Below are 14,693 nucleotides of genomic sequence, written 5' to 3'. Positions count from 1 at the left end.
GGGAGCGTTTATGCTAAGGGTTTACCACTCAAATCGTCTGGATGTGCTGGAAGCACTGATGGAGTATATCGTTGAGCAAGAGCGTCTTGACGATCCGTTTGAGCCAGAAATGGTGCTGGTGCAGAGCACCGGTATGGCGCAGTGGCTGCAAATGTCCCTTTCGCAGAAATTTGGCATTGCGGCGAACATCGATTTTCCGCTGCCCGCGAGCTTTATCTGGGAGATGTTTGTTCGCGTCCTGCCGGACATCCCTGAGCAGAGCGCCTTCAACAAACAAAGCATGGCCTGGAAACTGATGACGCTGCTGCCGGACATGCTGGCGCGTGATGAGTTTGCCATGCTGCGGCACTACCTGAATGACGACACCGACAAGCGTAAACTTTTCCAGCTGGCCTCACGTACTGCCGACCTCTATGACCAGTATCTGGTTTACCGTGCAGACTGGCTGATTCGCTGGGAAGCGGGAGAATTAGTCGATGGGTTACCGGAAGCGCAAATCTGGCAGGCGCCGCTCTGGAAAGCGCTGGTCGAGCATACCGGGAAACTCGGTCAGCCTAAGTGGCACCGTGCTAACTTGTACGATCGCTTTATCTCGATACTTGAGAACAGCGCAGAACGGCCAGCCCGTTTGCCGTCACGCGTGTTCATTTGCGGTATCTCCGCGTTGCCGCCTGTCTACCTGAACGCGCTAAAAGCGCTCGGTAAGCACACTGATATCCATATCCTCTTTACCAACCCGTGTCGGCACTATTGGGGGGATATTCAGGATCCGCGCTGGCTTTCACGGCTGGTCACCCGTCAGAGAAAACGTCTCTTTGAAGAACGCGCGGTGCCGCTGTTTAAAGACAGTGAAAACGCGGCGCAGCTTTTTGATGAAGAGGGGATTCAGAACCTGCCGAACCCGCTGCTTGCCTCGTGGGGCAAGCTCGGACGTGACTATATTTATCTGCTTTCAGATATCACCTCCTCGGGAGAAGGGGATGTGGATGCGTTTGCCGATATTACGCCGGATAGCCTGCTGCACAATATTCAGCTTGATATTCTGGATTTAGAGAACCGTGCCGTTGCCGGGATCACTGCCGAGGAGTTTGCGCGAAGCGATAAGAAGCGAAAACTGGATCCTGACGATCGTAGTATCGCGATCCACGTTTGTCACAGCCCACAGCGTGAAGTTGAAATTCTTCATGACCGCCTGCTGGCCATGTTGCAGGACGACCCAACCCTGACACCGCGCGATATCGTGGTGATGGTGGCGGATATCGACAGCTACAGCCCGTTTATTCAGGCGGTATTTGGCAGCGCAACGGGCGACCGCTATCTGCCCTACGCAATCTCTGACCGTCGCGCTCGTCAGTCACACCCGGCGCTACAGGCCTTTATCAGCCTGCTTTCGCTGCCTGATAGCCGGTTTATCTCTGAGGATGTGCTGGCACTGCTGGATGTGCCAGTTCTGGCCGCACGTTTCAACATTAACGAAGAGGGGTTGCGCTATCTGCGCCAGTGGGTCAACGAATCCGGTGTCCGCTGGGGTATCGACGATGATAACGTCCAGGAGTTCGAACTGCCAGCAACCGGCCAGCATACCTGGCAGTTTGGGCTGACGCGCATGCTGCTGGGGTATGCAATGGAGAGCATCCACGGCGAATGGAATGACGTGCTGCCGTACGATGAATCCAGTGGGTTGATCGCGGAACTGGTTGGTCACTTAGCCTCGCTGCTTATGCAGCTCAACCGCTGGCGCCGTGCATTGATGCAGCCCCGCCCGCTCGAAGAGTGGCTGCCAGTTTGCCGCGAAATGCTGAATGATTTCTTCCTGCCGGACAGCGAAACTGAAGCCGCCATGGCGCTTATCGAGAAGCAGTGGCAGGCCATCGTTGATGAAGGGGTTAATTCGCACTATCACGAGGCGGTTCCCCTTTCGCTTCTGCGTGATGAGCTGACGCAACGTCTCGATCAGGAGCGCATCAGCCAGCGCTTCCTTGCGGGGCCGGTGAATATTTGTACCCTGATGCCAATGCGTTCAATCCCGTTCAAAGTGGTCTGTCTGCTTGGCATGAACGACGGTATTTATCCGCGTGCGCTGCCGCCTCTGGGCTTTGATCTTATGAGCGCACAACCGAAGCGGGGTGACCGCAGCCGCCGCGATGATGACCGTTATCTCTTCCTTGAGGCGCTGATGTCTGCGCAAAGCAGGCTTTATATCAGCTATATCGGACGTTCAATTCAGGATAACAGCGAGCGTTTCCCGTCTGTGCTGGTGCAGGAGCTAGTGGACTACATTGGACAGAGCCACTATCTGCCGGGCGATGAAGCCTGCAACTGCGACGAAAGCGAACGTCGGGTGATAGCGCATATCACTTGCCACCATAGCCGTATGCCGTTCGATCCTGTCAACTACGTTCCTGATGAACTGCAAAGCTATGCCCGCGAGTGGCTTCCCGCCGCGAAGAAAGCGGGGACGCCGCAAACCGATTTTATTCAGGCGCTCGAACCGCGCGCTATAGACACCCTCACGTTTGAGCAGCTACAGCGCTTTTGGGCACACCCGGTTCGGGCGTTTTTCCAGCAACGCTTGCAGGTGAATTTCCGCTCTGAAGAGAGCGAAATCCCCGATGCGGAACCGTTTATTCTTGATGGGCTGGAGCGTTTTAAGCTTAATTCCCAGCTTCTGAATGCGCTGGTTGACGAAGAAGACGCCAGTAAACTGTTTCGACGTTACAGGGCGTCGGGATTACTTCCGTATGGTGCATTCGGCGAAATCGTCTGGGATGCCCAGTGCGAGGAGATGCGAGCGCTAGCTGACCGCGTTATCGCGTGTCGGCAGCCGGCGAGCAGCATTGAAATCGATCTCGATTGTAACGGTATGCACCTTAGCGGCTGGCTCACGCACGTGCAGTCTGACGGGCTGCTGCGTTGGCGCCCATCCATGCTCAGCGTTTCACATGGCCTGCAACTCTGGCTCGAACATCTTGTCTACAGTGCGAGTGGTCACGAAGGTGAAAGCCGGTTGTTTGTACGTAAGGACGGCGAATGGCGCTTCCCGCGGATGGAGCCTGAGCAGGCGTTGACGTACCTGTCGCTTTATATTGAAGGTTACCGTCAGGGCATGAACAAACCCCTGCTTTTGCTGCCTGAAAGTGGGGGGGCATGGATAAAAGCCTGTTATGACGCGCAGAATGATGCCATGTTAACGGATGAGGCTTCGCTCCAGAAAGCGCGCAGCAAGTTTTTGCAGGCCTACGAAGGGAACATGATGGTACGTGGCGAAGGTGACGATGTCTGGTATCAACGTTTATGGCGAACGCTGGAGCCAGAATATTTCGACATTATCACCCAGGAGGCGCAACGCTACCTGTTACCGTTATACAAATTTAATCAGTCCTGAGTGCTGTATAAAAATTGCGCAGTATGAGGTGTTCATTTATGATGCACCTCTTATCACGGACTGATGTACCCAAAGAAAGAGATGCTGGCGTGTCCAGCACGCACGTTGTTAATGATGTAGCCGTGATAAAGAGGTCGTAATGCCAGGCAGCACCTTGTTCAAAGCGTTTGTTTTGTTTATCGCCCTTTGGGCTCCCGTCACACAGGCCGATTCCGGTTGGCAACCTGTCAAGGAAACAATCCGTAAGAGCGATAAGGACACCCGTCAGTATCAGGCGATTCGTCTTGATAACGGGATGACCGTACTGCTGGTTTCCGATCCTCAGGCGGTGAAATCGCTCTCCGCGCTGGTTGTGCCGGTGGGTTCGCTGGAAGATCCTGACGCCCATCCGGGACTGGCGCACTACCTTGAGCACATGACGCTGATGGGATCTAAAAAATACCCACAGCCTGACAGCCTGTCCGAATTTCTGAAAATGCATGGCGGCAGCCACAACGCTAGTACCGCGCCGTATCGCACCGCGTTTTACCTGGAAGTGGAAAATGATGCGCTTGATGGGGCGGTGGATCGTCTGGCGGATGCCATCGCCGCACCGCTGCTGGATAAAAAATACGCTGACCGTGAACGTAATGCCGTGAACGCCGAACTGACGATGGCGCGCACGCGAGACGGTATGCGCATGGCGCAGGTTAGTGCTGAAACCATCAATCCGGCGCACCCGGGTTCGCGCTTCTCAGGCGGCAACCTTGAAACGCTGAGCGACAAGCCAGGTAGCCCGGTGCTCGATGCGCTGCATGCGTTTCGTGAAAAATACTATTCCGCCAATCTGATGAAAGCGGTTATCTACAGCAATAAACCGTTGCCGACGCTGGCAAACATGGCCGCGCAGACCTACGGCAGGGTGCCAAATAAAAATATCGATCTGCCGCAGATTAACGTGCCAGTTGTCACGGACGCGCAAAAAGGCATTGTTATTCACTATGTGCCGGCCTTGCCGCGCAAGGTGTTACGCGTTGAATTCCGTATTGATAACAACACGGCGCAGTTCCGCAGCAAAACCGACGAGCTGGTGACGTATCTTATCGGCAACCGCAGCCCGGGTACGCTCTCCGACTGGCTGCAAAAGCAGGGGCTGGTGGAAGGTATTCGCGCTGACTCCGATCCCGTTGTAAATGGGAATAGCGGCGTGCTGGCCATCTCCGCGACGCTGACCGATAAAGGGCTGGCTCACCGGGACGACGTCGTTGCGGCCATTTTCAGTTACCTCTCTCTGCTGCGCGACAAAGGCGTCGATAAACGCTACTTTGACGAGCTGGCGCACGTGCTGGATCTCGATTTCCGCTATCCCTCTATCACGCGTGATATGGACTACGTTGAGTGGCTGGCAGATACCATGATCCGCGTGCCGGTGGAACATACGCTGGATGCGGTAAATATTGCCGACCAGTTTGACGCCGGAGCGCTCAAAGCGCGTCTGGCGATGATGACTCCGCAGAATGCCCGCGTCTGGTATATCAGCCCGAACGAACCGCATAACAAAATGGCCTACTTCGTTGATGCCCCGTATCAGGTTGAAAAAATCAGCGAACAGACCTTCGCGGGCTGGCAGAAAAAGGCGGGGGAAATTGCGCTGAAGTTACCGGAGCTTAACCCCTACATTCCGGACGATTTCTCGCTGATCAAACCCGCAAAGGCGTATCCGCACCCGGAGCTGATTGTTGATGAGCCGACGCTGCGCGTGGTCTACACCCCAAGCCGCTATTTCGCCGACGAGCCAAAAGCGGATGTCAGCGTGGTGCTGCGTAACCCCAAAGCAATGGACAGCGCCAGAAACCAGGTGCTGTTTGCGCTTAATGATTATCTGGCCGGTATTGCCCTCGATCAGCTCAGCAACCAGGCTGCCGTTGGTGGTATCAGTTTCTCCACCAACGCCAATAACGGCCTGATGGTGAATGCCAACGGCTATACCCAGCGTTTGCCGCAGCTGTTCCAGGCGCTGCTGGACGGTTATTTCAGCTATACGCCTACGGAAGAACAGCTCGAGCAGGCTAAGTCCTGGTATGCCCAGATGATGGATTCTGCCGAGAAGGGTAAAGCCTACGATCAGGCGATTATGCCAGCACAGATGCTGTCGCAAATTCCGTACTTCCAGCGCGAAGATCGCCGCGCGATATTGCCCTCAGTCACCTTAAAAGAGGTGCTGGCTTACCGTGATGCGCTGAAAACCAATACCCGTCCGGAGTTCCTGGTTGTAGGGAATATGAGCGAAGATCAGGCTAAAACGCTGGCGCAAAACGTCCGTGCGCAACTGGGTTCAAAAGGCGATGAGTGGTGCCGTAACCAGGATGTGCTGGTAGAGAAAAAGCAGAACGTGATCTTCGAAAAAGCGGGAAGCAGCACGGATTCCGCGCTGGCCGCGGTGTTTGTCCCTGTCGGTTATGACGAATTTACCAGCTCTGCCCAGAGTGCGGTGCTTGGTCAAATTATTCAGCCGTGGTTTTACAACCAGCTGCGCACCGAAGAGCAGCTGGGCTATGCGGTGTTCGCTTTCTCCATGAATGTGGGCCGTCAGTGGGGGCTGGGCTTCCTTCTGCAAAGCAGTGACAAGCAACCCGCTTACCTGTGGCAGCGTTATCAGGCGTTCTTCCCGCAGGCGGAAGCAAAACTGCGCGCCATGAAGCCGGAAGAGTTTGCCCAAATCCAGCAGGCGGTTATCGCCCAGGTGATGCAACCGCCGCAGACGCTGGGTGAAGAGGCCTCGCAGCTGAGCAAAGATTTTGATCGCGGTAATATGAAATTTGATTCGCGTGATAAAATAGTGGCCGAAATAAAACAGCTGACGCCACAAAAGGTTGCCGATTTCTTCCATCAGGCGGTAGTAAAACCGCAGGGTATGGCCATCCTGTCTCAGGTTTCTGGCAGCCAGAACGGGAAAACGGACTACGTAAAATCAAAAGAGTGGACCGTCTGGAAGAGCGTCAGCGCGCTGCAACAAACAATGCCCTGGAGTAAGAAAGAATGACCCATACCGCTGAGCCGCTTGATCCCCTAAGTTTACCTCTACAGGGTGAGCGACTGATTGAAGCCTCAGCGGGAACGGGAAAAACCTATACCATCGCCGCGCTCTATCTGCGTCTGCTGTTGGGGCTCGGCGGCAACGCCGCTTTTTCGCGCCCGTTAAGCGTGGAAGAGCTGCTGGTGGTAACCTTCACCGAAGCGGCCACTGCCGAGCTGCGTGGCCGTATTCGCAGCAACATTCATGAGCTGCGCATCGCCTGTCTGCGTCAGACGACGGATAACCCCCTCTACGCGAGCCTGCTGGACGAGATTGCGGATAAGCAACAGGCTGCGCAATGGCTGCTGCTGGCCGAACGGCAAATGGATGAAGCGTCCGTCTTCACCATTCACGGTTTTTGTCAGCGCATGCTGAGCCTGAATGCGTTTGAATCCGGCATGCTCTTTGAGCAGCAGCTTATTGAAGATGAATCCGAGCTTCGCTATCAGGCCTGTGCGGATTTCTGGCGTCGACACTGTTATCCGTTGCAGCGCGACATTGCCGAAGCGGTTCACGCCCTGTGGAAAGGTCCGGAAGAGCTTCTTCGCGCCATCGACCGTTACCTGCAAGGCGAGGCGCCGGTCATTAAATCACCTCCGCCTGCCGATGAAACGCTGGCCTCGCGCCATGAAAAGATCGTCGCCAAAATTGCCGCGCTTAAGCAGAAGTGGAATGAGTCGGTCGGTGAAATTGATGCAATCATCGAAAACTCAGGCATCGACAGACGCAAGTTCAACCGTGGGAACCAGGGGAAGTGGATCGAAAAGATCAGCGCCTGGGCCCAGGAGGAGACGCGGGGTTACCAGCTTCCGGACGCACTGGAAAAATTTTCGCAACGCTTTTTGACCGAGCGAACCAAAGCCGACGGTATTGTGCCTGAGCATCCCCTGTTTGTGGCGATTGAAGCGCTGCTTGCGGAGCCATTAACGCTCAATGACCTGATGATCACCCGCGCCATGACGGAGATCCGCCAGGCCGTCGCGCGCGAAAAACGTCGCCGGGGCGAGCTGGGGTTTGATGACATGCTGAGCCGCCTGGACGAAGCCCTGTCCAGCGAGAATGGTGAAGCGCTCGCCAGCGCGATCCGTACCCGTTTTCCGGTGGCGATGATTGACGAATTTCAGGACACCGACCCCCAGCAGTACCGCATTTTTCGCCGCATCTGGCGACAGCAGCCCGACACTGCCCTGTTGTTGATTGGCGACCCTAAACAGGCGATTTACGCCTTCCGTGGGGCAGATATCTTCACCTATATGAAAGCCCGTAGTGAAGTTGTCGCGCATTACACGTTAGACACCAACTGGCGTTCCGCTCCGGGGATGGTTGAGAGCGTCAATGCGCTGTTCAGCCGTATGGAGACGGCGTTCATGTTCAAGGAAATCCCTTTTCTGCCGGTGAAATCCGCCCCAAAAAACGCATCCCTGCGCTTCGAAGTCAGTGGCGCGGAGCAGCCCGCCATGACCTTCTGGCTGCTTGAAGGGGAAGGCTATGGCGTTGCTGACTATCAGGCGGTGATGGCCCAGCACTGCGCCGCGCAAATCCGTGACTGGCTGAGCGCAGGCAACCGCGGCGAGGCGCTGCTGTGGAAGGGGGAACAGGCAAATCCTGTTAAAGCCTCTGATATTACCGTGCTGGTGCGCAGTCGTCAGGAAGCGGCGTTAATCCGCGATGCGCTAACATTGCTGGATATTCCATCAGTGTATCTCTCTAACCGTGACAGCGTGTTCGACACGCTGGAAGCCCAGGAAATGCTCTGGCTGCTTCAGGCGGTACTGGCGCCGGAGCGCGAAAATACGCTTCGAAGCGCGCTGGCCAGCTCTATGCTGGGTTTGAACGCGCGCGATATTGATGAGCTCAACCATGACGAAAACGCATGGGATGCGGTGGTGGAAGAGTTTGTCCATTACCGTGAACGCTGGCAAAAACGCGGCGTCATGGCGATGCTGCGCGAATTGATGACGCGGCGTCAGATTGCCGAAAATATGCTGGCGTCATCCGGCGGTGAAAGACGTCTTACCGATATTTTACACATCAGCGAACTGTTGCAGGAAGCCGGCACCCAGCTTGAAAGTGAACATGCCCTCGTGCGCTGGCTGGCGCAGCAAATCGCGGATCCAAACAGTAACGCCTCAAGCCAGCAGATGCGTCTTGAGAGCGATAAGCATCTGGTGCAAATCGTCACCATTCACAAATCGAAAGGTCTCGAGTATCCGCTGGTCTGGCTGCCCTTTATCGCCAACTACCGCGTTCAGGATCAGGCCTATTATCATGACCGCGAGACTTTCGATGCGGTGCTCGATCTCAGCAAGGCGGAAACCAGTGTTGAGCTGGCGGAAGCGGAGCGTCTGGCGGAGGATTTGCGCCTGCTTTACGTGGCGCTGACCCGTTCTGTCTGGCATTGCAGCCTGGGCGTCGCGCCGGTTTTCCGCCGTCGCGGGGAAAAAACAGGGGAGAGCGATTTCCATTTAAGCGCCTTAGGGTGGCTTATTCAGCGTGGTGAGCCAAAAGATTCGGCGGGGTTGCGCCTCTGTATTGAGTCGCTTTGCGGAGACGATATCGCCCTGCATATCCCTTCTCTGCCAGACAACAGCCGCTGGGAAATGGCGCAAGAGCCCGTGACCGATCTTAACGCGCGCCAGATCACACGGGTGCTTGCCGACGACTGGCGCGTCACCAGCTATTCTGGCCTGCAACAGCAAGGGCAAAGTATTGCGCAGGATCTCATGCCGAAGCTGGACGTGGATGCCGCAGGGGTAGGCGATGTTCCGGTTGAACCGACGTTAACTCCGCATCAGTTCCCACGCGGCGCGTCGCCGGGCACCTTTTTGCACAGCCTTTTTGAAGAGCTTGATTTCACCCAGCCTGTCAGTGAGGAGTGGGTGCTGAAGATGTTGCAGAGCGGAGGCTATGACGCGCACTGGCAGCCCGTTCTCACTGACTGGATCAACGCCATTTTGCAAGCGCCGCTGACGGCGCAGGGCTTCTCTCTTCGCCAGTTAACGGCCAAAAATAAGCAGGTTGAGATGGAGTTTTATCTGCCCGTCGCAGGCCCGCTTAAGGCCGACGCGCTCGATGCGCTTATCCGTCAGTACGATCCGCTGTCAGCCGGTTGCCCGCCGCTGAACTTCCGTCAGGTGCAGGGCATGCTGAAAGGGTTTATCGACCTGGTCTTCCGTCACGAAGGACGGTACTACCTGCTGGATTACAAATCAAACTGGCTGGGCGAGAACAGCGCAGCCTATACCCAGCAGGCGATGGCGGCCGCCATGCAAATGCATCGCTACGATCTGCAATATCAGCTCTATACCCTGGCGCTGCACCGCTATTTGCGCCACCGTATTGCGGATTACCGCTACGACGATCATTTTGGCGGCGTCATCTACCTGTTCCTGCGCGGGGTTGACGCTGCCGATCCGCGCTCCGGGATCTTCAGCACTCGTCCGGATGCGGAATTGATTAATAAAATGGATAACCTGTTTGCAGCAAACACGGAGGAGATGGCATGACGATGCAGGACTTATTGCTGGATGCGGTAGAGCAACGCGTGCTGCGTCAGCTGGACGTGCAGTTTGCCATGATGATTGCCGCTGACCAGCCCGCCGTGATGCTTGCCGCTGCCCTGTTGAGTAAAGATGCCGGAGAGGGGCATGTGTGTCTGCCGCTCTCGCGTCTGGTGGTTGACGAGAAAATGCCGCCTGTCCTCCAGTCCTGCTTTGTGCTGCTGGGAGATAAGGTGGACTGGCAGAAAATCTTGCGGGAATCGTCAGCCGTTGGGCCGGGAGACAACCAGGCACCGCTGATCCTGACGGGGGAGCGCTTATACCTGAACCGCCTGTGGCGAAATGAACTGACGGTAGCGCGTTTCTTTAGTGAGACCAATGCGCCGCTTCCCTGCGACGAAGCACAGCTTCGCCAGACGCTGGACAGGCTGTTTGACTCCGGTGAGGACACAGACTGGCAGAAAGTGGCGGCGGCCGTCGCCCTGACGCGGCGGATCTCGGTGATATCCGGCGGCCCGGGAACGGGGAAAACAACGACCGTCGCAAAGCTGCTGGCAGCCCTGATACAGCTTTCAGGAGAGCAGCGATGCCGTATTCGTCTGGCGGCGCCCACCGGGAAGGCTGCGGCGCGTCTGACCGAATCACTGGGCGGCGCGATGCAACAGCTGCCGCTCACTCAGGAGCAGCTTGCGCTTTTCCCGGGTGAAGCAAGTACTCTGCACCGTCTGCTCGGCGCGCAGCCGGGTAGCCAGCGGCTGCGCTACCATGCGGGTAATCCGCTGCATCTGGACGTGCTGGTGGTGGATGAAGCCTCCATGATCGACCTGACCATGATGTCGCGCCTGATTGATGCTCTGCCACCCCATGCGCGGGTGGTTTTCCTGGGCGATCGCGACCAGCTCGCCTCTGTAGAAGCCGGGGCGGTGCTGGGAGATATCTGTACCTACGCCAGTTACGGTTATACCGCCGCGCGGGCGCAGGAGCTCGCCCGTCTGACCGGCTGCTCGCTTGAACCCGATCACACGCCGATCGCGGGCGCACTGCGTGACAGCCTGTGCCTGCTGCAAAAAAGCTACCGTTTCGGTAGCGACTCCGGCATCGGCCAGCTGGCTGCGGCGGTCAACCGTGGCGACAGGCACGCCACGCGCACGGTGTTTGACGGTACCTTCACTGACATTGAAAAGAAATCGCTGCAAAGCGGGGAAGAGTATCAGGCTATGCTTGAGGAGGCTCTCCAGGGATACCAGCATTTTCTGAGCTGCGTGCAGCAGCGCAGTCAGCCCGGACAGGTCATCGCCGCATTTGGCGAATACCAGCTTCTGTGCGCATTGCGGGAAGGGCCGTTTGGCGTCACGGGCCTGAACGACAGGCTGGAGCAGTTGCTGGTGCAGAAACGCAAAATTAACCGTCAGCTGCATTCGCGATGGTATGAAGGCCGGCCAGTGATGATCTCCCGCAACGATAGTGCGCTGGGGCTGTTCAACGGGGATATCGGCATTGCGCTCGATCGCGGTAACGGTCTGCGCGTCTGGTTCCAGCTACCGGACGGTAGCGTGAAGTCCGTCCAGCCCAGCCGCCTGCCAGAGCATGAAACGGCATGGGCGATGACGGTACATAAATCTCAGGGCTCCGAGTTCAACCATGCGGCGCTGATCCTGCCGACACAGCTGTCGCCGGTAGTGACCCGCGAACTGGTCTACACAGCCATTACCCGTGCGCGCCAGCGCCTGTCGCTATATGCGGATGAGCGCGTGTTGAGCCAGGCTATTGCCACCCGTACCGAGCGCAGAAGCGGATTAAGCGCGATATTTGAATCTGTCTGAGTGAACGCCCTCTCCAACAGGAGAGGGTGACTGTTATCCCAGGTCCGCCATTAACACCTTCGAGCGGCGCTGGTAGTTGTACATCTCTTTCTTACTTTCCGGCAGGGAATCAATATCCACCGGCGTGAAGCCGCGCTCCTGGAACCAGTGAATGCTGCGCGTGGTGAGCACGAACAGCTTGCTCAGACCCATCTGGCGCGCCTGTGCCGCCACGCGTTCAAGCAGCAGTTCCCCCCGCGAGGAGCTACGGTAATCCGGGTGCACGGCAACGCACGCCATTTCGCCAATCTGCTCTTCCGGGAACGGATAAAGCGCCGCACAGGCAATGGTCAGGTTATCGCGCTGAATGATGGTGAACTTGTCGATCTCCATCTCCAGCTGCTCCCGGGAGCGGCGAACCAGAATGCCCTGTTGCTCCAGCGGACGGATCAGCTCCAGAATGCCGCCGATATCGTTGATGGTGGCACGGCGGATCTGCTCGGCGCTCTCCATGACGATCTGCGTACCGATCCCGTCCCGGGAGAACAGTTCCTGCAACAGCGCACCGTCTTCCTGATAGCTGATCAGGTGGCTGCGGCGCACCCCGCTGCGGCACGCTTTAACGGCGCCGCGCAGAAAACGCACGGTACCGGAATAGTAATCGCCTTCTGCTTCCAGCGCTTCCACGCGCGCCTGGGCTTCATTCGGAAAAAGTTCTGGCACAATTACGCCCTCATCGTTCACGACACCCTGCGAGGAGCAAAAGCCGATCATTTTTTCCGCTTTCAGCTTGATGGCCAGCTGGGTGGCAATCTCTTCTGAGGTCAGATTAAAACTTTCACCCGTTACGGAGACGGCAACGGGCCCCATCAGGACGATCGCGCCATTGTCTAACTGGCGGTGAATGGCGTCTTCATCAATACGGCGGATGCGACCGCTGTGGCAGTAATCCACGCCATCGTCCACGCCGAGCGGCTGAGCGATGATAAAGTTGCCGCTCACCACGTTAATGTGCGCGCCCTGCAACGGCGTATTATTCAGGCTCATCGACAGGCGGGCAGTGATATCGAGCTGCAACAGACCCGCCGCCTGTTTGACCAGTTCGAGGGTTTTCGCATCCGTCACGCGCGTGTGTTTGTGGTAGATCGGCTCATGGTGATGGGCGGCCAGGTTGGCTTCGATTTGCGGACGTGCGCCATACACCACCACCAGACGGATGCCGAGGCTGTGCAGCAGGCCGATATCATTGACGATGCTGGAAAAGTTTTCATGCTCAATGGCTTCGCCGCCAAGCATGATGACAAACGTTTTTCCCCGATGGGTGTTGATATAGGGAACAGAATGGCGGAATCCCTGGACCAGTTCGGTTCTGCGTTCCTTAACCATGACACAACCCTTAGTGAATGTTTATTCGTAATTTATGTATTTTTATTCGATCGTGGCCGCGTGTGCAAGCCTAAATTTTCTGCGACCCACAGAAAATAATAAGTAATCCGTGCGTTAACGTATGATTGTTTACCCTTTTATAGATGACAGTTTATGCGTCATTCGTTAAAGTTTTCGGTCAATTTGGGCGTTTTGTTCATCAATCAGATTTCTTGCTCGGGAGAAGCATGTCGGGATCCAATTCAGCAATAAGCCGCCGCCGCCTGTTAAAAGGGGCCGGGGCGATGTGGTTGCTTAGCGTCAGCCAGGTGGGTCTTGCCGCCACAAGCCAGGTAGTCGCGGTGCGCGTCTGGCCGTCGTCGACCTATACGCGCGTGACGGTCGAGTCCAATCGCGTGCTGAAATACAAGCAATTTGCCCTCAGCAATCCTGAACGTGTGGTGGTTGATCTCGAAGGTGTGAACCTCAACTCCGTGCTTAAAGGCATGGCAGCACAAATCCGTGGCGACGATCCGTTTATCAAATCGGCGCGCGTCGGGCAGTTCGATCCGCAAACCGTGCGCATGGTGTTTGAGCTGAAGCAGAACGTGAAACCGCAGCTCTTTGCCCTTGCGCCTGTTGCCGCTTTTAAGGAGCGTCTGGTGATGGATCTCTATCCGGCGAATGCGACGGATATTCAGGATCCGCTCCTGGCATTACTTGAGGATTACAACAAAGGCGATCTCGACAGCCAGGTTCCGCCAGCGCAAAGTGGTCCAAAGCCTGGCAAGGCGGGGCGCGATCGCCCGATTGTGATCATGCTCGATCCTGGCCACGGCGGAGAAGATTCCGGCGCCGTCGGGAAATATCGCACCCGCGAAAAAGATGTGGTGCTGCAAATTGCCCGTCGTCTGAAGGCGTTGATCGACAAAGAGGGCAATATGCGCGCCTATATGACGCGCAACGAAGATGTCTTTATTCCGCTGAAGGTCCGCGTGGCAAAAGCGCAAAAGCAGCGCGCGGATCTGTTTGTCTCTATTCATGCGGATGCCTTCACCAGCCGCCAGCCGAGCGGATCCTCAGTGTTTGCCCTGTCAACAAAAGGGGCGACCAGCACCGCGGCGAGATACCTGGCGGACACGCAGAACGCCTCGGATTTAATCGGTGGTGTGAGCAAAAGTGGCGACCGTTACGTCGACCATACGATGTTTGATATGGTGCAGTCGCTGACTATTACCGACAGCCTGAAGTTTGGTAAAGCGGTGCTGGGCAAACTGGGCCGGGTCAACAAGCTGCACAAAAACAGCGTCGAGCAGGCCGGATTTGCGGTACTGAAAGCGCCGGATATTCCTTCCATTCTGGTCGAAACCGCGTTTATCAGTAACGTGGAAGAGGAACGTAAGCTCAAGACGGCTAAATTCCAGCAGGAAGTGGCGGAGTCGATTCTGGCGGGGATTCGGGCCTACTTCTCAGACGGGGAAACGCTGGCGCGGCGGGGGTAGGGCATTAAGCCGGGTATCATGCCCGGCATTTTCACAAACGCCAGATACAAAAAAACACCCTTCAGGGTGTTTATTGTTTTAAGA

At 56.4% G+C, this 14,693-nt stretch carries 6 protein-coding genes; 5 read left to right on the top strand and 1 reads right to left on the bottom strand.

Features of this window, described 5'->3' with window-relative positions:
• Nucleotides 1–10 precede the first annotated feature (10 nt).
• The 4 genes from recC to recD all read left to right on the top strand — a co-directional run bounded on the left by recC (nt 11) and on the right by recD (nt 11,763).
• Nucleotides 11–3,385, top strand: a complete 3,375-nt coding sequence (gene recC / locus O1724_RS18555) for an exodeoxyribonuclease V subunit gamma (RefSeq protein ID WP_003862774.1) — start codon at nt 11–13, stop codon at nt 3,383–3,385.
• A gap of 139 nt (nt 3,386–3,524) precedes the next feature.
• Entirely contained in the window at nt 3,525–6,407 is a 2,883-nt protein-coding gene (ptrA, locus tag O1724_RS18550) for a pitrilysin (RefSeq protein WP_048209543.1), read from the top strand.
• Complete coding sequence (gene recB / locus O1724_RS18545; RefSeq protein WP_214595345.1) at nt 6,404–9,946, top strand: exodeoxyribonuclease V subunit beta; 3,543 nt, start codon at nt 6,404–6,406, stop codon at nt 9,944–9,946. Before ptrA ends, recB begins: the two co-directional genes overlap by 4 nt.
• Nucleotides 9,943–11,763, top strand: coding sequence for an exodeoxyribonuclease V subunit alpha (recD, locus tag O1724_RS18540; RefSeq protein ID WP_126296841.1), 1,821 nt, complete (start codon nt 9,943–9,945; stop codon nt 11,761–11,763). The genes recB and recD overlap by 4 nt, the downstream gene beginning before the upstream one ends.
• Before the next feature lie 33 nt (nt 11,764–11,796).
• Here the strand turns inward: recD and argA are convergent, their stop codons facing one another.
• Nucleotides 11,797–13,128: an amino-acid N-acetyltransferase gene (gene argA, locus O1724_RS18535; protein WP_003862767.1), complete on the bottom strand. Its 1,332-nt coding sequence runs from the start codon at nt 13,126–13,128 to the stop codon at nt 11,797–11,799.
• Between the two features lie 227 nt (nt 13,129–13,355).
• Between argA and amiC the strand changes: the two genes are divergently transcribed.
• Nucleotides 13,356–14,609, top strand: coding sequence for an N-acetylmuramoyl-L-alanine amidase AmiC (gene amiC, locus O1724_RS18530; RefSeq protein WP_003862766.1), 1,254 nt, complete (start codon nt 13,356–13,358; stop codon nt 14,607–14,609).
• Nucleotides 14,610–14,693 lie beyond the last annotated feature (84 nt).

The organism is Enterobacter cloacae complex sp. HYC074_NIDB, from assembly GCF_056673345.1.
Note: the sequence above shows the minus strand (reverse complement) of the source record. Positions and strands in the feature narration are given on the sequence as shown.

Excerpts from the sequence above, each read along its gene's own strand:
- recC (WP_003862774.1), top strand. The coding sequence starts at position 11 with ATGCTAAGGGTTTACCACTCAAATCGTCTGGATGTGCTGGAAGCACTG.
- ptrA (WP_048209543.1), top strand. The coding sequence starts at position 3,525 with ATGCCAGGCAGCACCTTGTTCAAAGCGTTTGTTTTGTTTATCGCCCTT.
- recB (WP_214595345.1), top strand. The coding sequence starts at position 6,404 with ATGACCCATACCGCTGAGCCGCTTGATCCCCTAAGTTTACCTCTACAG.
- recD (WP_126296841.1), top strand. The coding sequence starts at position 9,943 with ATGACGATGCAGGACTTATTGCTGGATGCGGTAGAGCAACGCGTGCTG.
- argA (WP_003862767.1), bottom strand. The coding sequence starts at position 13,128 with ATGGTTAAGGAACGCAGAACCGAACTGGTCCAGGGATTCCGCCATTCT.
- amiC (WP_003862766.1), top strand. The coding sequence starts at position 13,356 with ATGTCGGGATCCAATTCAGCAATAAGCCGCCGCCGCCTGTTAAAAGGG.